General features: G+C 70.4%; 13 protein-coding genes. 9 read left to right on the top strand and 4 right to left on the bottom strand.

Annotated features, from left to right (window positions below):
* Positions 1-157: 157 nt before the first annotated feature.
* Together CLV54_RS06140 and CLV54_RS06135 are read left to right on the top strand one after the other, a co-directional pair.
* Positions 158-2,020 carry a DUF8094 domain-containing protein gene (locus CLV54_RS06140; RefSeq protein WP_100344050.1) on the top strand — a complete coding sequence of 621 codons (1,863 nt, stop codon included), beginning with the start codon at positions 158-160 and terminating at the stop codon, positions 2,018-2,020.
* Entirely contained in the window at positions 2,017-2,997 is a 981-nt protein-coding gene (locus CLV54_RS06135) for a tetratricopeptide repeat protein (RefSeq protein ID WP_100344049.1), read from the top strand. The genes CLV54_RS06140 and CLV54_RS06135 overlap by 4 nt, the downstream gene beginning before the upstream one ends.
* 90 nt (positions 2,998-3,087) lie before the next feature.
* Here CLV54_RS06135 and glgB read toward each other — a convergent pair whose 3' ends face one another.
* Entirely contained in the window at positions 3,088-5,310 is a 2,223-nt protein-coding gene (gene glgB, locus CLV54_RS06130) for a 1,4-alpha-glucan branching protein GlgB (protein ID WP_100344048.1), read from the bottom strand.
* The gene (locus tag CLV54_RS06125) at positions 5,307-7,391 is read right to left on the bottom strand and encodes an alpha-1,4-glucan--maltose-1-phosphate maltosyltransferase (protein ID WP_100344047.1); all 2,085 of its coding nucleotides are present in this window, start codon (positions 7,389-7,391) and stop codon (positions 5,307-5,309) included. The genes glgB and CLV54_RS06125 overlap by 4 nt, the downstream gene beginning before the upstream one ends.
* A gap of 67 nt (positions 7,392-7,458) precedes the next feature.
* Between CLV54_RS06125 and glgP the strand changes: the two genes are divergently transcribed.
* Entirely contained in the window at positions 7,459-10,023 is a 2,565-nt protein-coding gene (glgP, locus tag CLV54_RS06120) for an alpha-glucan family phosphorylase (protein ID WP_100344046.1), read from the top strand.
* Between the two features lie 45 nt (positions 10,024-10,068).
* Here the strand turns inward: glgP and ybaK are convergent, their stop codons facing one another.
* Together ybaK and glgX are read right to left on the bottom strand one after the other, a co-directional pair.
* Positions 10,069-10,563, bottom strand: a complete 495-nt coding sequence (gene ybaK, locus CLV54_RS06115) for a Cys-tRNA(Pro) deacylase (RefSeq protein ID WP_100344045.1) — start codon at positions 10,561-10,563, stop codon at positions 10,069-10,071.
* A gap of 23 nt (positions 10,564-10,586) precedes the next feature.
* Positions 10,587-12,635, bottom strand: coding sequence for a glycogen debranching protein GlgX (gene glgX, locus CLV54_RS06110; RefSeq protein WP_100344044.1), 2,049 nt, complete (start codon positions 12,633-12,635; stop codon positions 10,587-10,589).
* Between the two features lie 19 nt (positions 12,636-12,654).
* Here glgX and CLV54_RS06105 point away from each other — a divergent pair, with 19 nt between their 5' ends.
* The 6 genes from CLV54_RS06105 to CLV54_RS06080 all read left to right on the top strand — a co-directional run bounded on the left by CLV54_RS06105 (position 12,655) and on the right by CLV54_RS06080 (position 22,249).
* Positions 12,655-13,878: a cysteine desulfurase family protein gene (locus CLV54_RS06105; protein ID WP_100344043.1), complete on the top strand. Its 1,224-nt coding sequence runs from the start codon at positions 12,655-12,657 to the stop codon at positions 13,876-13,878.
* Between the two features lie 152 nt (positions 13,879-14,030).
* A complete protein-coding gene (gene mnmA, locus CLV54_RS06100; protein ID WP_245861422.1) occupies positions 14,031-15,188 on the top strand; it encodes a tRNA 2-thiouridine(34) synthase MnmA in 1,158 nt (385 codons plus the stop codon).
* 7 nt (positions 15,189-15,195) lie between these two features.
* Positions 15,196-17,613 (top strand): NAD-dependent DNA ligase LigA, encoded by a 2,418-nt coding sequence (gene ligA / locus CLV54_RS06095; RefSeq protein ID WP_100344404.1) that lies wholly within the window; start codon positions 15,196-15,198, stop codon positions 17,611-17,613.
* Positions 17,603-18,928: an alkaline phosphatase family protein gene (locus CLV54_RS06090; protein ID WP_157802829.1), complete on the top strand. Its 1,326-nt coding sequence runs from the start codon at positions 17,603-17,605 to the stop codon at positions 18,926-18,928. Before ligA ends, CLV54_RS06090 begins: the two co-directional genes overlap by 11 nt.
* Positions 18,929-19,053: 125 nt before the next feature.
* Positions 19,054-20,406: an alpha/beta hydrolase gene (locus CLV54_RS06085; RefSeq protein WP_157802828.1), complete on the top strand. Its 1,353-nt coding sequence runs from the start codon at positions 19,054-19,056 to the stop codon at positions 20,404-20,406.
* A 46-nt stretch (positions 20,407-20,452) separates the two neighbouring features.
* Complete coding sequence (locus tag CLV54_RS06080) at positions 20,453-22,249, top strand: alkaline phosphatase family protein (protein ID WP_100344039.1); 1,797 nt, start codon at positions 20,453-20,455, stop codon at positions 22,247-22,249.
* Position 22,250 lies beyond the last annotated feature (1 nt).

Raw genomic sequence — 22,250 nt, 5'->3', positions numbered from 1 at the left:
GTCTGCGGTTGTTCACACCCCGCGGCTGCAAGCAACTCGACCGTCGGTGCGACCGCACCTCCGGCGAGACCCAGGCACAGCCTGTCGCGACACGTGGTCGTCCCGCCTCTACGGCTGGTGCGGCTTTCGCGACAACCGTGCCGTAGGAGGAAAATACGTGCGTTTCGTACTAGCCATCGTGGCCTTCGTCGTGGCCGCCGGCATGATCGTGCTGGGCATCGCCCAGCGCACGGTCCTGCTCGCGCCCGACACCATCTCCCTCGTGGCTCCAGTCGACTCCGAACTGCCGTTCACCGTCATCGAGGGCGAGGCGCTCAACGCGAAGCCCGAAGGCCAGACCCTGTCGGTGAAGGGCTCCGCCGACATCTTCGTCGCATACGGTCGCACCGCAGACGTCACGTCGTGGCTCGGCGACCAGACCTACAACGTCGTGAGCTACGACCACGACACCGACGAGTTCGTCTCCACGGTCGTGACCGGCGAGCCGGCTCCCATCGTCACCCCCAGCGACGACGCCGCGACGGATGCCACGACCCCTCCCGCCGCTGTTACCCCGAAGCCCGCGGTGGTCGGCCCGGATCCGGCGGGCTCGGATCTGTGGCTGCAGGAGTACTCGGGCGCGAACGCCATCATCGCCCCCATGAACGTTCCCCGCGACGTCTCGGTGATCGTCGCCTCCGACGGAACCGCCCCGGCCCCCGACAAGCTCGCCGTGAGCTGGCCGCTCGACAACTCGACGCCGTGGGCCGGCCCGCTCATCGTGGGCGGCTCGGTGCTGCTGCTGCTCGGCATCCTGCTGTACCTGTGGGCGTTCATCCACCTGCGCCGCTCGCAGGGGCCGCGGCGCAAGAGCATCACCAAGGGCCCGAAGATGCCGAAGCCGCCGAAGGCCATCCGTTACAAGCCCACCAAGAAGAGCGCGATCACCTCGACGCCTCGCGGCCGGCGCTCGACGAGACGGTCGCTCATCGCCGTCGTGCCCGCCGTGCTCGTGGGCTCACTCGCCCTGAGCGGCTGCTCCGCCGACTTCTGGCCCGACTTCCAGGCCCCGGCGTCGTCGTCGACGCCCACACCGACCCCGGGCTCGACCGAGCTCCCGGCCACCGAGCTCGAAGACGTCATCCCGCCGGTCGTGACCGTTCCGCAGCTCGAGAAGATCGTCAAAGACGTCTCGGCGATCGCGACGAACGGCGACTCCAGCCTCAACCCCGACACCGCGGCTGTGCGCTTCGCCGGCCCGGCGCTCGACCTGCGCAAGGCCAACTACGCCATCCGCGGTGCCATCCCCGACTTCGCGCAGCCCACGCCCGTGCCCGCGGGCCCGCTGAGCCTCACCCTGCCGGTGGCGATCGAGAGCTGGCCGCGCACCGTCATGACGGTCACGCAGAACGCCGACACGACCCTGCCCCCCACGGCGCTCGTGCTCACCCAGGCCACCCCGCGCGACAACTACAAGGTGCAGTACGCGATCACGCTCGAAGCCGACGCCACGATCCCGGATGTCGCGCCCGCGAGCATCGGCGCGCCGCTCGTCGCCCCCGACGTGAAGCTGCTCGTGCTGCCGCCCGAGCAGCTCGCCGCGGCCTACGGCGACATCCTCAACCTGGGCGAGGCCAGCCAGTACTACGACCTCTTCGACGCCGACGGCGACAGCCTGCGCGAGCAGGTGGGCCTCGACGCGAAGAACGCCAAGAAGGCCTCCCTGCCGTCGACCGCATCGATCGAGTTCACCAACGCGCCCGGCACGGGCCCGACCCTCGCCCTCGGAACCAACGACTCGGGCGCGATCGTCGCCGTCAACCTCACCGAGACCGAGGTCGTCAAGCCGGTCGCCGAGGGCGCCACTGTGAGTCCCGAGAACGCCGCGAAGGCGCTCTCCGGCGTCACGGCGAGCACCAAGGGCGTTCAGTCCGTCTACGGCGATCAACTACTCTTCTATGTGCCCGCGGCCGGTTCGAACGAGAAGATCAAGCTCCTCGGCTTCAGCACCGGCCTCACCTCGTCGTCGGAGCTGCCATGACCTCTGTACCCCCGTCCTCGGCCAACCTGAGAGGCGCTGTCGACCTCTCGAGCCTCGTCAACCGCTCGGCCGGCCCCGCGGGAGCACCCGGAGCCCCGGGCGCTCCCGGGGCCGATGCCGCCCGCCCCGCCGCCTCGACCGTGCAGGTTCCGAGCCTCGTGCTCGACGCGAGCGACGCGACCTTTCAGCAGGTGCTGCAGATCTCGATGTCGGTTCCCGTCATCGTCGACCTCTGGGCCTCGTGGAGCGAGCAGTCCACGCAGCTCACGACCCTGCTCGAGCGGGTCGTCGCCGACTACGCGGGCGCGCTCGTTCTCGTGCGGGTCGACGCCGACGCGAACCCCCAGCTCGCGGCCGCGTTCCAGGCGCAGTCCGTTCCGACGGTCGCCGGTGTCATCGGCGGCCAGCCGCTGCAGCTCTTCACGGGCGCCGTGCCCGAGGAGCAGCTGCGGCAGCTCTTCGACCAGGTGCTCCAGCTGGCGGCGGGCAACGGGGTCACCGGCGTCGCGAGCGTTCCCGAGACCGCCGAGGGCGAGCAGGATGCCGCCCCGGTCGAGGAGCCCCTGCCGCCGCACCACGCGGAGGCCTACGACGCCATCGAGCGCGGCGACTACCAGACGGCCATCGCGGAGTACAAGACCGCGATCGCGCAGAACCCGCGCGACGACCTCGCCGTGGCCGGGCTCGCTCAGGTGAGCCTGCTCGCGCGGTTGCAGGGCAAGACCCTCGACGAGATCCGCGGGGGAGCGGCATCCGCCCCCGACGAGCTGGAGGCCCAGCTGCTCGTCGCCGACCTCGACCTGTCCGGCGGCCACGTCGACGACGCCTTCGACCGCCTGCTGCGGATCTTCCCGACCCTCGACGCCGCGGGCAAGAACACCGTGCGCGAGCGCCTGCTGGAGCTCTTCCAGGTGGTCGGCGTCGACGATCCCCGGGTCGCCAAGGCCCGCTCCCGCCTCACAGCCCTGCTCTACTGACCCGTTTTCCCCCGTTGCGCCTTAGCTTCCGGACAGCCGCGGGGCGTGCGCGATAGGGCGGGTGTCCGGAAGCTAAGGCGCAACGGGAAATCAGCGGCGCAGCTTGAGCCAGAGGCCGGCGAGCGGCGGGATCGTGATGTCCGCGGATGCCGGGCGCCCGGCCCACGGCTCCTGCACGGCCGTGACCCCGCCCAGGTTGCCGACCCCCGAGCCGCCGAACTCGGTGGCGTCGCTGTTGAGGATCTCCTCCCAGAAGCCCGCGAACGGCAGACCGGCCCGGTAGGGGCCGATGGGGTTGCCCGAGAAGTTGATGAACACCGCGACGGGGTCGCCCTCGGCATCCCAGCGCAGATACGAGAGCAGGTTGAGGCTCGCGGCGCCGCCGTCGAGCCACTCGAAGCCCCCGGGCTCGCTGTCGCGCTGCCAGAGCGCCGGATTCTCGCGGTAGACGCGGTTGAGCTGCGTCACGAGGTCGAAGAGACCCCGGTGGCTGGGCTGGTCGAGGATCCACCAGTCGAGCCCGCGCTGCTCCGACCATTCGGAGGGCTGCCCGAACTCCTGCCCCATGAAGAGCAGCTGCTTGCCCGGGTGCGACCACATGAACGAGAGGTAGGCCCGCACGTTCGCGAGCTTCTGCCAGTGGTCGCCCGGCATCTTGGAGAGCAGCGAGCCCTTGCCGTGCACGACCTCGTCGTGGCTGATCGGCAGCAGGAAGTTCTCGCTGAAGGCGTAGAGCAGCGAGAAGGTGATCTCGCCGTGGTGGTACGAGCGGTAGAGCGGGTCGTTCTGGATGTACTCGAGGCTGTCGTGCATCCAGCCCATGTTCCATTTGAGGCCGAAGCCGAGGCCGCCCGACGAGGTGGGAGCCGTGACGCCCTGCCAGCTCGTCGACTCCTCGGCGATCATGACGACACCCGGGTTGCGCTTGTAGGCGGTCGCCGTGACCTCCTGCAGGAACGAGATCGCCTCGAGGTTCTCGCGCCCGCCGAACCTGTTGGGAAGCCACTCGCCCTCGTTGCGGGAGTAGTCGAGGTAGAGCATGCTCGCGACGGCGTCGACGCGCAGCCCGTCGATGTGGAACTCCTCGAGCCAGTAGAGGGCGTTGGCGACGAGGAAGTTGCGCACCTGCGAGCTGCCGAAGTCGAAGACGTAGGTGCCCCAGTCGGGCTGCTCGCCGAGACGCGGGTCGGGGTGCTCGTAGAGCGCCTGGCCGTCGAAGCGGGCGAGCGCCCACTCGTCTTTGGGGAAGTGGCCGGGAACCCAGTCCATGATCACGCCGATGCCGGCCTGGTGCAGCCGGTCGATGAGGTAGCGCAGGTCGTCGGGATGCCCGAACCGCGAGGTCGGGGCGTAGTAGCCGGTGACCTGATAGCCCCACGATCCGCCGAAGGGATGCTCGGCGAGCGGCATGAACTCGACGTGCGTGTAGCCGAGCTCGCCGATGTACTCGATGAGCTGCTCGGCGAGCTCGCGGTAGCCGAGCCCCGGACGCCAGGAGCCGACGTGCAGCTCGTAGACGCTCATGGGGCCGGAGTGCGGGTCGGTCGCGGCGCGCTGCGCGAGCCACGCGGCATCCGCCCATTCGTAGCGGGTCTGCCCCACGATCGACGCGGTCGCCGGGGGCACCTCGGTGTAGCGGGCCATGGGATCGGCGCGCCGCACCCACTGGCCGGACTGCCCGAGGATCTCGAACTTGTAGTTGCTGCCCGGCTCGAGACCGGGCACGAAGAGCTCCCAGACGCCCGTGCTGCCCATGTTGCGCATGGCCGTGCCGACGCCGTCCCAGCCGTTGAAGTCGCCGATGACGCGCACGGCGCGGGCGTGCGGGGCCCAGACGCTGAACGAGGTGCCCTCGACGCTCGCGGTGATGCCGAGGTGCTCGCGGTAGTGGGCCCCCAGTGCGTCCCAGAGGCGCTCGTGCCGGCCTTCGCCGATGAGGTGCAGATCGAGCTCGCCGAGCGACGGCAGGAACCGGTAGGGGTCGTCGGCGATCCACTCCTCGCCACCCGGGTAGCGGCTCTCGACGAGGTAGTCCTGGGGCTCCATGAGGCTGTAGCCCTGCCAGATGCCGTCGGAGAGGTGGGCGAGCTCGATGCGCGAGCGGTTCGCGAGAACGGCGACGACCTCGCTCGCGAGAGGGCGGAGCACTCGGATGACGGTGATGCGCTCGGCGATCGTCGAACCGGTCACGAGGTGCTGGCCGAGGACCTCGTGCGGGTTGTAGTAGCTCCCGGCTGCGACCGCGGCGAGCACCGCGGGGTCGATGACGGGGAGGTTGTCGGCCGGGGGCGTGGTCTCGCGGATCCGGGTCATCGGCTCGCCGTCCGTGCGTGGAGGATGTGCACCGGTTCTGCGAAGGCGTCGAGTCTCACGTAGTCGTTCCCGCTCCAGGTCCATTCGGCCCCCGTCACGAGGTCCGTGACGGCGAAGCTCGTGGCCTCACCGAGTCCGAGACAGGCGAGGTCGAGATGCACCATCGTCTCACGCACCGAGTGCGGGTCGACGTTCACCACGACGATGATCGTGTCGGGCCGGCCGTCGGCGGTGAACTCCGCGTCGAGGTGCTTGCTGTAGACGAGGATCGCGTCGTCGTCGCTCGAGTGCAGCTCGAGGTTGCGCAGCTGGAGCAGCGCCGGGTGCTCCGAGCGCACCCGGTTGAGCATCGTGAGGTAGGGCTCGAGCGATCTCCCCGCCTCGAGCGCGCCCGCGAAGTCGCGCGGCCGGTACTCGAACTTCTCGTTGTCGATGTTCTCCTCGGCGCCCGGGCGGGCCACGTTCTCGAAGAGCTCGTACCCGGAGTAGACGCCCCAGCTGGGGGATGCCGTCGCCGCGAGCGCCGCCCGGATCTTGTACGCCGCGGGGCCGCCGAACTGCAGGTACTCGGTGAGGATGTCGGGCGTGTTGACGAAGAGGTTGGGCCGCATGAAGTCGGCGGTCTCGTGCGCGATGGAGTCGAAGAACTCCTCGAGCTCCTGCTTGGTGTTGCGCCAGGTGAAATAGGTGTACGACTGCTGGAAGCCGACTTTGCCGAGCGTCTGCATGATCGCGGGCCGCGTGAACGCCTCGGCGAGGAAGACGACGTCGGGGTGCCGGGAGTTGACGTCGTGGATGAGCCACTCCCAGAAGTCGAGCGGCTTGGTGTGCGGATTGTCGACACGGAAGATCCGGATGCCGAGCGCGATCCAGTGCTCGACGATCCGGCGGATCTCGAGCCGGATCCGCGCGGGGTCGTTGTCGAAGTTGACCGGGTAGATGTCCTGGTACTTCTTCGGCGGGTTCTCCGCGTAGGCGATCGTGCCGTCGGGTCTGGTCGTGAACCATTCCGGGTGCTCGGCGACCCACGGGTGATCGGGGGAGGCCTGGATGGCGAGGTCGAGGGCGATCTCGACGCCGGCCGCCGTGGCCTTCGAGAGGAAGTAGGCGAAGTCCTTCTCCGTGCCGAGCTCGGGGTGGATGCTGTCGTGCCCGCCCTCCGCCGCGCCGACGGCCCAGGGCGACCCGGGATCGTTCGGCCCCGCGTCGAGGGTGTTGTTGGGCCCTTTGCGGAAGGTCGTGCCGATCGGATGGATCGGGGGCAGGTAGACGACGTCGAAGCCCATGGCCCGCACCTCGGGCAGCCTCTTGGCGGCGCTGCGCAGAGTGCCGCTCTTCCACGACCCGTCTGCTCGTCTCTTGGCGCCGAGGGAACGGGGGAAGAACTCGTACCACGAGCCGACGCCCGCGCGGGTGCGCTCGACGAGGATCTCCTGCGTCATCGAGACGGAGCCGAGGCTCGAGACCGGGCGGTCGTGCAGGGCGCGGGTCACCCGCTCGTCGGTCACGAGGGCCCAGCGCTCCTCCGCGTCGAGCGTCGCGTCGAGGAGGCGGGCGGCCGTCTCGCGCAGGAGCCGCTTCTCGGCGGAGCCGCGGGACTTCACGGTGCCGGTGGACTTCTCGGCGCTCGCGGTCGTCAGCAGCTGCGCGCCCATGGCGAAGACGAGCTCGACGTCGAGACCGGCCGGGATCTTGATCTCGGCGGTGTGCAGCCAGCTCGCGAAATCGTCGGCGAAGGCGCGCGCGTGGAAACGCCACAGGCCCTGGACGTCGAGGCGGGCGAGAGCACGCCAGCTATCCGTGCCCGTCGGGCCCGGCGACATCCGGCGCGTTCTCGACTCGCCGTTCGGGTCGACGAGCACGAGCTCGACGCCGATGAGGTCGTGGCCCTCGCGGAAGGCCGTCACCGCGAAGGGCACGACCTCTCCGTCGAAGGCCTTCGCCGGCCATCGGCCGTCGTCGACCCGGGGCGTGAGGTCGAGCACGGGGATCCGCCCGAGTCGGCTCTGCTCGCCCCGGCTGTGCTCATTGAAAGACTGTTCGCTGTGCTCCACAACTTCGACCGTAGTGCGTGCGGGCATCAACACAAGGGCTGGACACAACCGCCGCTTTACTCGTTGGAAACCTTCCCGCCCTAGAGTCGTACCCATGAAGGCCATTCGTCGGTTCACCGTTCGCGCCGTGCTCCCGGACTCGCTCTCCGCACTCGAACGGCTGGCGGGAAACCTGAGGTGGTCGTGGCACGAGCCGACGAGGCAACTGTTCTCCCACATTTCACCGGAGCTCTGGGACGAGACCGGTCACGACCCCGTCTCGCTGCTCGGCGAGGTGAGCCCGGCGCGGCTCGAGGAGCTCGCCGGCGACGAGGGCTTCGTCGACTGGACGAACCGCCTGCTCACCGACCTCGGCGACTACCTCGAGCAGCCGCGCTGGTACCAGACCCTCGGCGATGAGGCCCCGGCATCCATCGCCTACTTCTCACCGGAGTTCGGCATCGCGGCGGCCCTGCCCCAGTACTCGGGCGGTCTCGGCATCCTCGCGGGCGACCACCTCAAGAGCGCCTCGGACCTCGGGCTGCCGCTCGTGGGCGTCGGCCTCTTCTACCGCTCCGGCTACTTCGCGCAGGCGATCTCGGCCGACGGCTGGCAGATCGAGTCGTACCCCGTGCTCGACCCCGACGGCCTGCCGCTCTCGGTGCTGCGCAACCCCGACGGCTCGGCCGTGCAGGTGACCCTCGCGCTCCCCGACGACCGGCAGCTGCACGCGCGGGTCTGGCAGGCGCGGGTGGGCCGCATCCGGCTGCTGCTGCTCGACGCCGACATCCCCGAGAACGAGGAGAGCCTGCGCTCGGTCACCGACCGGCTCTACGGCGGAGGCGGCGAGCACCGCCTGCTGCAGGAGCTGCTCCTGGGCGTCGGCGGCGCCCGAGCCGTGAAGCTCTACACCGAGCTGCACGGGCTGCCCGACACCGAGGTCTTCCACACCAACGAGGGCCACGCGGGCTTCCTCGGCCTCGAGCGCATCTCCGACCTCATCGGCGACGGCCTGAGCTTCGACGAGGCCCTGCAGGTCGTGCGCGCCGGAACCGTCTTCACGACGCACACACCCGTTCCCGCGGGCATCGACCGCTTTGAGCGGCCGCTCGTCGAACGGTACTTCTCGACCGAGCTGCTGCCCGGCGTCGCCGTCGACGACGTGCTCGCGCTCGGGGCCGAGAACTACCCGGGCGGCTCGCCGGACGCCTTCAACATGGCCGTGATGGGCCTGCGCCTCGGCCAGCACGCCAACGGCGTCTCGCGACTGCACGGCGAGGTGAGCCGACAGATGTTCAGCGGGCTCTGGCCGGGCTTCGACGCGGCCGACGTGCCCATCGACTCGGTCACCAACGGCGTGCACGCGCCGACCTGGACCGATCCGCACCTCATCGCGCTCGCGCAGGAGAAGCTCGGCACCGCCGACACCTCGAACGCCGACTGGGCCTCCGACGCCGTGACCGACGGCGAGCTGTGGGCCGTGCGCGGGGTCATGCGCCAGCAGCTCGTCGACGACGCCCGCCGCCGGGTGCGCGAGGCCTGGATCGCCCAGAACCCGGGCGGCATCGCACCGGCCTGGGTCGATGACCTGCTCGACCCGACGGTGCTCACGATCGGCTTCGCGCGGCGTGTTCCCACCTACAAGCGCCTCACCCTCATGCTGCACGACCCGGAGCGCCTGCGCTCGATCCTCACCAACGAGCAGCGCCCGGTGCAGATCGTGGTCGCGGGCAAGTCGCATCCGGCCGACGAGGAGGGCAAGAGGCTCATCCAGAAGCTCGTGCAGTTCGCCTCGGAGCCCGAGATCCGCCGGCGGATGGTGTTCCTGCCCGATTACGACATCGCCATGGCCCGCGTGCTCTACCCGGGCACCGACGTCTGGCTCAACAACCCGCTGCGCCCGCTCGAGGCGTGCGGCACCTCGGGCATGAAGGCCGCGCTCAACGGCGCGCTCAACCTGTCGATCCTCGACGGCTGGTGGAACGAGTTCTACGACGGCGAGAACGGCTGGGCGATTCCCACGGCCGACTCGGCGGGGGATGCCGCGGAGCGCGACAAGCTCGAGGCCGACGCGCTCTACGAGCTCATCGAGAACCAGATCGCCCCGCGCTTCTACGAGCGCGAGCACGACGACGTTCCGGCGCGCTGGATGCAGTCGATCCGCCACACCCTCTCCACGCTCTCCCCGCAGCTCAACTCCGACCGGATGGTGCGCGAGTACGTCGAGAGGCTGTACGTGCCCGCAGCGGGCTACGAGCGTCGTCTGAGCGCCGACCACTACGGCAGCGCGCGTGAGCTCGCGGCCTGGAAGTCGCGTGTGACCGCGGCCTGGCCGCGGGTCACCGTCGCGCACGTCGAGTCGGGCGGCGTCGACTCCGTGCCCCAGGTCGGCGACCACCTGCGACTGCGCGCGCACATCGCGCTCGGCGGGCTGACGCCGGCGGATGTCGCGGTGGAGGTCGTCTACGGCCGCAGCACGGTCGGCGACCAGCTCAAAGACGTGGCCACCCGTGAGCTGGAGCCCACCCAGACCGACTTCGGCGACGCGAGCACCGTGGAATACATGGGCACGGTCGAGCTCGACCGTGCCGGCGCCTTCGGCTACACCGTGCGGGTCGTGCCCAAGAACGCGCTGCTCATCAGCCCCGCCGAGATGGGACTCATCGCCGTCGCGGGCTGAACGGTCCGCGCGGTCTGCGCGGTCGGAGCGGAGGCTGCCTCGCGCTCACCACTTGGCGACGGCGGCGAACGAGCCCGCCGTGAGCGCCACGAGGTCGACGGGCGCGAGCTCGATGTCGAAGCCGCGTTTGCCGCCCGAGACGAAGACCGTGTCGAAGAGCTCGGCCGTCTCGTCGACCACCGTGGGCAGCGGGGTCTTCTGGCCGATGGGGCTGATGCCGCCGACGACGTAGCCGGTCTTGCGCTCCGCGAGCTGCGGATCGGCCATGACGGCGCGCTTGGCTCCGACCGCCTGGGCGAGGGCCTTGAGGTCGAGCTGGGCGGTCACCGGCACGACGCCGACGACGAGCCCTCGATCGGTGTCGGCCAGCAGGGTCTTGAACACCCGGTCGGCCTCGACCCCGAGCTTCTCGGCCGCCTCGAGGCCGAAGCTCGCGGCGGCGGGGTCGTGCTCGTAGGGGTGGGTCGTGAAGGGCACGCCGGCGCGGGTCAGGGCGACCGTCGCGGGGGTGCCGGCCGCGGCATCCGGTCTCTTGGCCATCATGCTGCCCTCCGGTTCAGCCGTCAGCCGTTCGCGCGGAACAGCTTCATCGAGGTGGGGGTGAGCTCGACCGTGTCGCCCGGGGCGAGCACGTCGCCCTCGCCGTCGCCCGGGCGGTCGTCGGCGCTGCTCCAGAGCAGGGTGTAGCCGGAGACGCCCTCGTGGCTGGGGAGGGTCACGACCGTCTCGGTCTCGAGCGCGTGCACGACGAGCAGGATGCGGTTGAAGTCCTCGAACTCGGGGGTGCTCGCCGCGAGGTACTGCAGCGTGCGGTTCTCGGGGGAGTTCCAGTCGTCCTCCGACATGCCCTCGCCCGTGCCGTCGTACCAGTCCATCTGGGTGGCGCTCGGGATCGTCTCGCCGAAGCTGCCGTAGCGCACGGGGCGCAGGGCCGGGTTCTCCCGCCGCAGCTGCAGCAGCCGCCGGGTGTGCTCCAGGAGCGCGTCGGCCCCCTCGTCGCGAGTCCAGCTGAGCCAGGTGAGCTCGCTGTCGTGGCAGTAGGCGTTGTTGTTGCCGCGCTGGGTGCGCCCGAACTCGTCGCCGGCCGTGAGCATGGGCACGCCCGCGGACAGGAGCAGGGTGCCGAGGAGGTTGCGCATGGCGCGGAACCGGGTCGCCCGGATCTGCGGGTCGTTGGTCGGCCCTTCCACACCGTGGTTGAAGGAGTTGTTGCTGTCTGTTCCGTCGCGGTTGGACTCGCCGTTGCCGACGTTGTGCTTGACGTCGTAGGCCGTGAGGTCGGCGAGGGTGAAGCCGTCGTGCGCCGTGATGAAGTTGAGCGAGGCGAGGGGCCCGCGCTCCTTGGCGAAGGTGTTCGACGAACCCGCGAGACGCGTCGCGAAACGGCCGATGCCCGAGCCCGCCGAGCCCGTCTCGCGCACGCTGCGGATGTCGTCGAGCCAGAAGTCGCGCATCCTGTCGCGGTAGCGGTCGTTCCACTCGCTGAAGCCGTCGGGGAAGTTGCCGGTCTGCCATCCGCCCATGCCCACGTCCCACGGCTCGGCGATCATCTTGACGCCGGCCAGGCGGGGGTTCTCGACGATGCCCGTGAGCAGGGGGTGGTCGCGGGTGAACTCGACGTTCGCGTCGCGCCCGAGCGTGGCGGCGAGGTCGAAGCGGAAGCCGTCGATCTGCACCTCGTTCGCCCAGTAGTCGAGGGAGTCGAGCACGAGCCGCACGGGCACCTCGTGGCCGAAGTCCACGGTGTTGCCGCAGCCGGTCACGTCGATGTACGCGCCGGTCTCGTCCTGCCGGTAGTAGACGGCGTTGTCGATGCCGCGCAGGCTCGTGCGCGGGCCGCCGAGGCCCTCCTCGGCCGTGTGGTTGTAGACGACGTCGAGGATGACCTCGAGCCCGGCCTCGTGCAGCAGCTTGACCATGCCCTTGAACTCGCGGAGCACGGCATCCGGCCCCGCGGCCTGCGCGGCCTGGGTGGCGTAGGGGGCGTGCGGGCTGAAGAAGTTGAGGGTGTTGTATCCCCAGTAGTTGGTGAGGCCCTGCTTGATGAGGCGCTGCTCGGAGACGAAGGCGTGCACGGGCAGCAGCTCGACCGAGGTCACGCCGAGATCCGTGAGGTAGCGGATGGTCGACTCGTGTGCGAGGCCCGCGTAGGTTCCGCGCAGCTCGGCCGGCACCTCGGGGTTGAGCTTGCTGATGCCCTTGACGTGCGCCTCGTAGACCACGGTCTTGTCGAGCGGCACCTGCGGTTTCGAGGAGGAGCCCCAGTCGAAGCCCGAGTCGACGACCTGGGAGCGCCATTGGTCGTTCGACACCCGCACGAGACCGCGCGAGTACGGCTCGGTGAGCAGGGTCTGCGCGTTGAAGACGTTGTTGGGGCTCACCGGGCCGGAGACGCGGATCGCGTAGCGCGTGCCGACGGCGAGGGTGCGGGAGCGGCCCACCCAGACGTCGCCCTCGCGCGTCATGGGCACCGTCTTGGTGATCCAGCTGGGGTCTTTCTCGTCGAAGATGCAGAGCTCCATCGACTCGGCGTGCTGCGACCAGACCCGCAGCTCGCCGCCGTGCGAGGTGATTCTGACGCCGAGATTGCGCAGGGGATCTCCAGGGGCCATGCGTTCTAGAGTAATGAGTATGACGGTCTACCTTGACCACGCTGCGACGACCCCGCTCTTCCCCGAGGCGATCGCCGCCTATGCGCAGGCGATGACGGTCGTGGGCAACCCCTCCTCCATCCACAGCGCGGGCCAGGAGGCGAAGCGCCTGCTCGAGGAGGCGCGGGAGCGCATCGCCTCGACGCTCGGCTGCGACCCCATCGAGGTCGTGCTCACGGGCGGAGGCACCGAGGCCGTCAACCTCGCGGTCAAAGGCCTCTACTGGGCCCGCCAGAGCGATCGCCCGCGCCCGCGTGTGCTCGTTCCGCTCGGCGAGCACCACGCCACGATCGACACCGTCGAGTGGCTCGAACGCACCGAGGGGGCCGTGGTCGAGTGGCTGCCCGTCGACGAGCACGGGCGCATCTCGCTCGAGGCCCTCGACGCCGCGCTCGCCGAGGATCCGGCATCCGTCGCCCTCGTCTCGCTGCTCTGGGCCAACAACGAGGTGGGCACGATCCAGCCGGTGGCGGATGCCGCGGCGCTCGCCGCACGCTACGGAGTGCCCCTGCACACCGACGCCGTCGCCGCCTACGGTCACGTGCCGCTGGACTTCGGCGCCGTGCGCTCGTCGAGCGGCAGCGTCGGCAACGCCGGGCTCGTCGCCCTGAGCGTCTCGGCCCACAAGATCGGCGGGCCCGTGGGCATCGGCGCGCTCGTGCTGAGCCGGTCGGCGAGCGTGACCCCGCTCATCCACGGCGGCGGGCAGCAGCGCCAGGTGCGCTCGGGCACGCAGGACGTCGCGGCGGCTGTGGCCTTCGCCGTGGCCGCGGAGCTCTCCGAGGCGCACCGCGAGCCGGAGGCCGAGCGGCTCACGGCCCTGCGCGAGCACCTCGTCGCCGGCGTCGCCGAGCGGGTTCCCTCGGCGCGCCTCAACGGAGACCCGACCCCCGGCGGGCGGATCGCCGCGAACGCGCACTTCTCCTTCCCCGGCTGCGAGGGGGACTCGCTGCTCTTCCTGCTCGACGTCGCGGGCGTGGCCGTGTCGACCGGGAGCGCGTGCCAGGCCGGCATCCCGGAGCCCTCGCACGTGCTCACGGGCATGGGCCGTAGCGAGGAGGACTCGCGGGGCGCCCTGCGCGTGACCCTCGGCCACACGACGACGGAGGCCGATGTCGAGGCGTTCCTCGCCGCGCTGCCCGCCGCCTTCGAGCAGGCCTCCCGCGCGGGTTTCGCCGACCGCACGACATCGTTCGCCTCGTAGCCCCGCCCTGCTCCCTGCGCCGCCCCGGCCACCGACAGCCCCTTGCCTCCCGAATGCGGGAGATCGACCGGCATCCGCCTCGAATCGGCGCATAACCGGCCCCGGATCACGCCGGCTCCTGCATTCGGGTCGCCCATGCCTACACTTGTACGGTGAAAGTTCTTGCAGCCATGAGCGGCGGCGTCGACTCGGCGGTCGCCGCAGCACGCGCCGTCGACGCGGGGCACGACGTCGTCGGAGTCCACCTGGCCCTCAGCCGGATGCCGGGCACCCTCCGCACGGGCAGCCGCGGCTGCTGCACGATCGAGGACTCGATGGACGCCCAGCGGGCGGCCAACATCATCGGCATCCCGTACTACGTGTGGGACTTCTCCGAGCGGTTCAAGCTCGACGTCGTCGATGACTTCATCGCCGAGTACTCGGCCGGCCGCACGCCCAACCCGTGCATGCGCTGCAACGAGCGCATCAAGTTCGCGGCGCTCCTCGAGAAGGCACTCGCCCTCGGCTTCGACGCGGTCGCCACCGGCCACTACGCCTCGATCGTCACGGATGCCGCGGGCAACCGTGAGCTGCACCGGGCGAGTGCCTGGGCCAAAGACCAGTCCTACGTCCTGGGCGTGCTCACGACCGAGCAGCTCGCGCACGCGATGTTCCCCCTCGGCGCGACGCCCTCCAAGGCCGAGGTGCGCGCGGAGGCCGCCGAGCGCGGTTTCAGCGTCGCGAACAAGCCCGACAGCCACGACATCTGCTTCATCCCCGACGGCGACACCCGCGGCTGGCTCGCCGAGCGCGTGGGCACGGCGACGGGGGAGATCCTCGACCGCGAGGGCAACGTGCTCGGCACCCACGAGGGTGCGCACGCCTACACGGTCGGCCAGCGCCGCGGGCTCAGCATCGGCACCCCTGCCGACGACGGCAAGCCGCGGTTCGTCCTCGAGGTGCGGCCCAAAGAGAACACGGTCGTCGTGGGCCCCAAGGCCGCTCTCGACATCGCCGAGATCGCCGGCTCGCGCTTCACCTGGGCGGGCCTTCCGCCGGAGCACCCCGAGCAGGAGTGGGAGTGCGAGGTGCAGATCCGCGCCCATGCCGACCCCGTGCCCGCGCGGGCCGTCGTCGTGTCGGTGGCCGACGGTAGACAGGAGCTCGTGATCACTCCGGACTACCCCCTCAACGGCGTCGCTCCCGGCCAGACGGCCGTCGTCTACGTCGGCACGCGCGTTCTCGGCCAGGCGACCATCGACCGCACCGTCAGCGCAGTTCCCGTCGGCACCCGTGCCGGCGGCGCTGTCCCCGTCGGCCCCCGCGGCTGAGCCGACGATGGCCGAGACCGTTTCGCAGACGCCCTCGGAGCTCGCGCGTGCATCCGACGAGGCAGACGAGCTGACCACGAAGATCCTCGAGGCGCGCGACGCCTACTACGAGAAGGATGCCGCGGTGTACTCCGACGAGGAGTACGACCTGATGATCCACCGGCTCGAAGAGCTCGAGCGCCTCTTCCCCGAGCTGCAGAGCCAAGACAGCCCCACCCAGACCGTGGGCGGCCGCGCCGAGACGACGCTGTTCGCCCCGGTCACGCATCTCGAGCGCATGCTCAGCCTCGACAACGTCTTCTCGATCGAGGAGTTCGAGGCCTGGGCGGCAAAGGTGGAGCGCGACGCCGACCGCTCGGTGCAGTTCCTCTGCGAGCTCAAGATCGACGGGCTCGCCATCAACCTGCGTTACGAGCGGGGGGTGCTCACGACGGCCGCGACCCGGGGCGACGGTGTCGTGGGCGAAGACGTGACCGACAACATCGCGTTCGTGCCCGGCATCCCCCGGCGCCTGAGCGGTGAGGGGCATCCGCCGCTCGTCGAGGTGCGCGGCGAGGTGTTCTTCGAGTCCGCGATCTTCGAGCAGCTCAACGCCGACCAGGTGGCCGACGGGGAGCGGGTCTTCGCGAACGCCCGCAACGCGGCATCCGGAAGCCTGCGCCAGGTGAAGGAGAACAAGTCCCCGGCCCAGCTCGAGCGGATGTACCGGCGGCTCAGTCGGCTGAGCATGCTCGTGCACGGCATCGGCGCGTGGCCGAACCCGCCGGTCTCGAACCAGTCGCAGGTGTACGAGCTGCTGAAGGGCTGGGGCCTGCCCACGAGCACGCACTACCGGGTCGTCGAGACGCCGCAGGAGGCCTCGGAGTACATCGAGCGCTACGGCGAGCACCGCGACGGCGTCGAGCACGAGATCGACGGCGTCGTCGTCAAGGTCGACGACCTCGCTCTGCACGAGGAACTGGGCGCCACGAGCCGCGCGCCGCGCTGGGCGATCGCCTACAAGTACCCGCCGGAGCAGGTCAACACGAAGCTGCTCGACATCGTGGTCTCGGTGGGGCGCACCGGCCGGGCGACGCCGTTCGCGGTCATGGAGAAAGTCAAGGTCGCGGGCTCCGAGGTGCGCCAGGCGACCCTGCACAACCAAGACGTCGTCAAGGCCAAGGGCGTGCTCATCGGCGACACCGTGGTGCTGCGGAAGGCGGGCGACGTCATCCCCGAGGTGCTCGGGCCCGTGGTGGAGCTGCGCGACGGCACCGAGCGCGAGTTCGTCATGCCGACGCACTGCCCCGAGTGCGGCACGGCTCTCGCCCCCGCGAAGGAGGGCGACATCGACCTGCGCTGCCCCAACGCGCGCAGCTGTCCCGCGCAGGTGCGCGGGCGCGTCGAGCACATCGCCTCGCGCGGCGGCCTCGACATCGAGGCGCTCGGCGAGGTCGCCGCGGCGGCGCTCACCCAGCCCCTGCACCCGCCCGTGCCGCCGCTGCCGACCGAGGCCGGGTTCTTCGACCTGCGCCTCGCCGACATCTTCCCCATCGAGGTCATCGTCCGCGACAAGGAGACGGGGCTGCCGAAGCAGGTCGACGACGACGAGCCCGGCCGTGAGATCACGACCCGCGACGGCGTGATCATCCGGGTCAAGACCGACACCCCGTTCAAGCGTCAGCGCAAGAAGTCCGACCCGCCCTATGACTCCGAGGCCGTCGAGGCTGTCGCGTTCGACGGAGACGAGGCCTTCGTGCCGTCGAAGAACGCGCACGAGATGCTCGCCAACATCGAGCTCGCGAAGACCAAGGAGCTGTGGCGCATCCTCGTCTCGCTCAACATCCGGCACGTCGGCCCGGTCGCGGCCCGTGCCCTCGCCGACTACTTCGGCTCCCTCGACGCGATCCGCGCCGCGAGCCGCGACGAGCTCGCGGCCGTCGACGGGGTCGGCGGCATCATCGCCGACGCCGTGCTCGACTGGTTCGAGGTCGACTGGCACCGCGAGATCGTCGAGCAGTGGGCGGCCGCGGGGGTGCGGTTCGCGACGCCCGGGCATCCGGGCCCGGGAGCCGCGGCATCCAACGACGGCGTGCTCGCCGGGATCACCGTCGTCGCGACGGGCACCCTCGACGGCTTCACCCGTGAGGGCGCTCTCGAGGCGATCATCGCGGCCGGCGGCAAGGCGGCGTCGAGCGTCTCGAAGAAGACCCACTTCGTCGCCGCCGGGCCGGGCGCGGGCTCCAAGCTCGCGAAGGCAGAGCAGCTGGGCGTGCCGATCCTCGATGCCGACGGTTTCCGGCTGCTGCTCGCTGAGGGTCCGAGCGCCTTCGCAGATCTCGAGGCGGATGTCGCCGAGGCCCCCGAACCCGGGTCCGCCGAACCTGCGGCCCCCGAACCCGGCGCCGCCGAACCCGGCGCCGCCGAACCCGACAGTGGAGCCTGAGAGCGCGGCTTCTCGGCGCGGCTTCCTCCGCCGCTACGGAGTCGCGGCCGCGGGCCTCGCCGCCGGAGCAGTCGCGGCGTCGGCTCCCCGCCGCCCCGCCCCGTCCCCGCTTCCGCGACTCGGTCACGTCGTCTCGTTGATGTTCCACGGCCGCTCCTTCGACGACGTGCTCGGCCGGCTCTATCCGCAGGGCCTCGCGCCCGACGGGCTGCCCTTCGACGGTGTGACGAACGGCATGCCGCCCGACGGCTCCCCGCCTGAGCCGCCGCCGTACGCCGGCTCGACCGACGAGATCATGACGACCCCGCAGCTGCCGGCGCCGGGTGCGACCGGCTCGGGGTTCACACCCGAGATGCTGCCCGTGCTCTCCGCGCTCGCCCGCGGTTTCGCGGTGTGCGAGGCCTGGCAGAGTGTTCCGGGCGCAGACGCGTTCGAGAACCGCAGGGTGTTCCACAACGGGCCGGATGCCGCGGCCCCCTCGCTCTTCGCCCGGCTCGACCGCGCCGGTCTCTCGTGGCGGATCTACGTGGACGAGGCGGAGCGGGTCTCGCTCACGGCTCTCCTCCACGCGCAGGAGCTGGGCCCTCGCCTGAGCGACCGGCTGCGCACCATGGACGACCTCCGGAACGACCTCGCCGAGGGGTCGCTGCCGAGCTACTCGGTCGTCGAGCCGCGGATGATCCTCTCGCCCAACGACTTCGAGCCCTCGGCCACAGCGGGGTCGGCAGGGGAGGGGCCCACGCGCCGGGGCCGCTCGGACGCCCGTGCGGCCGAGGCCCTGCTCCACACCGTCTACGAGGCCATCCGGGTCTCGCCGCTCGCCGGCGACACCGCGCTCCTCGTGACCGCCGACACCCCGGGTGTCACCGCGGACCACCGCGGATCCCGGGTGCCGGCCGTGGTTGTCTCGCCGTGGTCGTCGCGGGGGAGCGTCGTGCGCGCGCAGAGCGGTCACGGCACGGCGGCCGAGGTCGTGCTCGGAATGCTCGGGGTCGCCCGGAGCGCCAGAGCCGACTCCGTCGTCGCGCCCGTGCTGCGCGGCATCCTGACCCGGCAGACGCCCAGAGAGCCGCGCACCTGGCCGCGGACGACGGCGCCGTTCGTGCCCCGGCGAACCGCGTCGAACGCGAGCGCCGGCGCCGAGAGGGTCACCGGTCTGGGCGGCGAGGTGCTGCGGCTGGTGGCGCGCGGGACGGGTGGGCCCGACGTTCGAGCTCCCGAGACCGCGGCCGAGGCGGCCGTTTTCCTGGGGGACAACGCGTGTCCTCATTTAGGAGGACATAATGCCACAGCCGATGCCCAAAAAGGCATATAAGCCCCCGAATAGGGGGTACCCCAACCAGGGGCCACCGATCGGGCCGCCAATATCATAAGAGGAGCCTGCCCCATACGATGCGGTTGGAGTCGACTGGTTCCCTCTGACGGAAGGGCGACACTCTCGTGCGGTTCGTTCCTACCGCTCTTGTCGCAGCCACACTCGTGGCCGCGATCGTCGTGTTGCCCGCGCAAGCCTCCCACGCGCAGGTCACGACGACCCCCGGTCTCTCGCCATCGCTGACGACCGGTGGCGGAGCCGCGCCTTCGGGCCCCGACGCCGGCAGCTCCCTGGTGTCGTCCGGTCTCTTGAACGGTCTCAGTCAGCTGTCGATCGGGGACATCTCCCGGTTCGTGGGTGCGAACTCGACGGCCGTCACCGACCTGCTCGCCGCCCCGCCGGCCGCCGCCAACGTCGCCGTGTGGTGGGATCGCCTCGACGACGTGCGGCAGAGCGCCCTCGTGCAGGCGGCGCCCCAGCTCGTCGGCAACCTCGAGGGCGTGCCGTTCATCGTGCGCGACCGTGCGAACCGCACCCTGCTCGGGCAGAGCATACGCGAGGCGCAGGAAGCCGCAGACTCCGGCACCACCTCGCCGAACGGCGATCCGAAACAGGTGCTCGAGATGCTCCGCTCGGTGAGCAGCGCTCTGGAGGGCGAGCCGAAGCAGCCGAAGCGCTCCCTGCTCGCACTCGACACCGTCTACCCGGGTCGTGCGGCCGTGGTCGTCGGAGATCTGTCGACGGCCGACTACGTGAGCGTGCTCGTTCCGGGCATGTACTTCAGCGTCAAGGACCAGCTGGTCGACTGGACGGCGACCGCGCAGACCCTCTACACCGCGGAACGCGCGTGGCAGGACTACTTCCGCGGGGGTGCCCGCTCGGAGCGACCGGACGAGGGGATCGCCACGGTCGCCTGGATCGGCTATCACACCCCCGAGCTCGGCACCGTGGGCAGCGAGCGCCAGGCGATGGAGGGCGCGCGGTTCCTCGAGCAGGCGCTCTCCGGCATCCGCTCGGCCCGACCCGGCCACGAGCCCTATGTGAGCGTGCTCGGCCACTCCTACGGCTCGACCGCCGCGCTCATCACCCTGCGCAGCGGGCAGGTGTCCGTCGACGCCCTCGCCCTGATGGGAACCCCGGGCAGCGAGACGACGCAGAGCGTGAAAGACCTGGATGTCGCGAACGGCAACGTCTGGGTGGGCGGGGCCCTCCTCGACCCCGTCGTCGGAACGGGGTTCTTCGGCACCGATCCCGGGTCGGCGGCTTTCGGGGCCCGGAGCTTCGACGTCGAGGGCGGCGAGGACCCGTTGTCGAACACGGTTCTCGACGGCTCGTTCGGGCACAACGAGTACTTCAAGCAGAACAGTCGGTCGTTGCGCAATCTCGCGCTCATCGCCCTCGGGCGCGGCGAGCTCGCCGCGGAGACCCCCTCGTTCACGTCGATCGGACCCGTGCGGCTCGGCGGGATCACCCGCTGAGCGGATCGTCAATACACTTGTTCCTCACAGTTCGTGAGAGGACGCCGTGACGGAGCAGACCAGCACCCCCGAGGAGTCGGCGCAGCCGGCTGAGCCGCCGCAGCCGGCTGAGCAGACCGAGCCCGCGGGCGCCTCGCGCCGCGCCTTCCTCAAGGCCGGCGGGATCGCCGCGGCCGGCGTGGTGGTCGGCGGCGTCGCGGGCGGCGCGATCGGGGCGGCCATCGGGCACCGGGCCGGGCTCGAAGACGGCAGCGAGGAGTTCGTGGCCATGGACGCCCGCAGCGAGCCGGGCTTCGACCACGTGGTGACGCTCATGTTCGAGAACCGCTCCTTCGACAACCTGCTCGGCTTCCTCTACGACGCCGACTCCCTGCCGGAGGGACAGAGCTTCGACGGCCTGAGCTTCGGCGACTACAGCAACACGGCCCCGGACGGCACGGTCATCCCGGCCCACGTCTACGAGGGCCCCACCGACACGGTCATGCGGCAACCCTCTCCCGACCCCGGGGAGGTCTATCCGCACGTCAACACCCAGCTCTTCGGCATCATCGACCCGCCGAGCAACGCTGATCTCTACGACAACCCGATGAGCGAGCCCTTCAACGCCCCGAAGCGCGGACAGCAGGCCACGATGGAGGGCTTCGTCGAGGACTACCGCGTCAACTACCGCCGTCTCAAGAAGGGCCAGGAGCCGACCACCGACGAGCTGCGCACCGTCATGGGCGGCTTCTCGCCCGACATGCTGCCCGTGCTCTCGACCCTCGCACGCAACTTCGCGGTCTACGACAACTGGCACTGCGCCGTGCCGTCGCAGACCTTCTGCAACCGCTCCTTCTTCCACGCGGGAACCTCGCACAGTTTCGTGAGCAACGAGCAGCACGGCGGCTACGACAAGTGGCTCGACCCGTCGCTGTCGGGCACCCCGACGATCTTCAACCGGCTCGAAGACAAGAAGGTCTCCTGGCGGGTCTACTTCGACGAGCTGCAGCTCGTCTCCTTCACGGGAGTGCTGCACGCCCCGGTGCTCGAAAGGTATTGGAGGACCGAGCACTTCGCGACCATGGACCGCTTCTACAAGGATGTCGAGGAGGGCACGCTCCCGGCGTACGCCTTCATCGAGCCGCGGCTGGTCTACAACCACAACGACATGCATCCGCCGGTCGGACGCGTGCACGAGAGCGACGTCGACGGCGAGGAGGTCGTCAACAGCGCCGTCTCCGATGTGCGGGCGGGGGAGACCCTGCTGCACGAGGTCTACTCGGCGATCCGCCGCAGCTCGTCGCAGAAGGGCTCGAACGCCATGAACACGATGCTGCTCGTGACCTTCGACGAGCACGGCGGCACCTACGATCACGTGCCGCCGCCGGACGGCCTGCCGCCGGGCGACGGCGAGCCGGGCGAGATGGGCTTCCGCTTCGAGCGCCTGGGCGCGCGGGTGCCGGCGATCGCGATCTCGGCCTACACGAAGGCGGGCACGATCATCAACGACGAGATGCACCACGCGGCCCTCATCGCGACGCTGACCCGTCTGCACGGCCTCGAGCCGCTGACGAAACGGGATGCCGGCGCCAACGACCTCTTCAACGCCATCAACCTGACCACCCCCCGGCAGCCGGTCGACTGGCCGCACACGACCCCGCAGTACCTGCCGCCGAATCCCGAGGCGGATGCCCCGCACCCGGGTGACGCGCACGCCGACGATCCGCTCAGCCCGCCCGCCAAGGGCCTGCTCGGACTGCTGCTCGCGAAGTACGGCCCCCCGGACGCGCCCGAGCCCGAGACCTTCGCCGACGCTTACAACCACCTGCGCGAGTACGGCAACGAGCTCTTCGGCGCGCCCTGAC

It is taken from the genome of Compostimonas suwonensis, assembly GCF_002797855.1.
GTDB classification, from domain to species: Bacteria; Actinomycetota; Actinomycetes; order Actinomycetales; family Microbacteriaceae; genus Compostimonas; species Compostimonas suwonensis.
The sequence above is the reverse complement of the archived record's forward strand: the minus strand, read 5'-3'. Positions and strand labels throughout refer to the sequence as shown.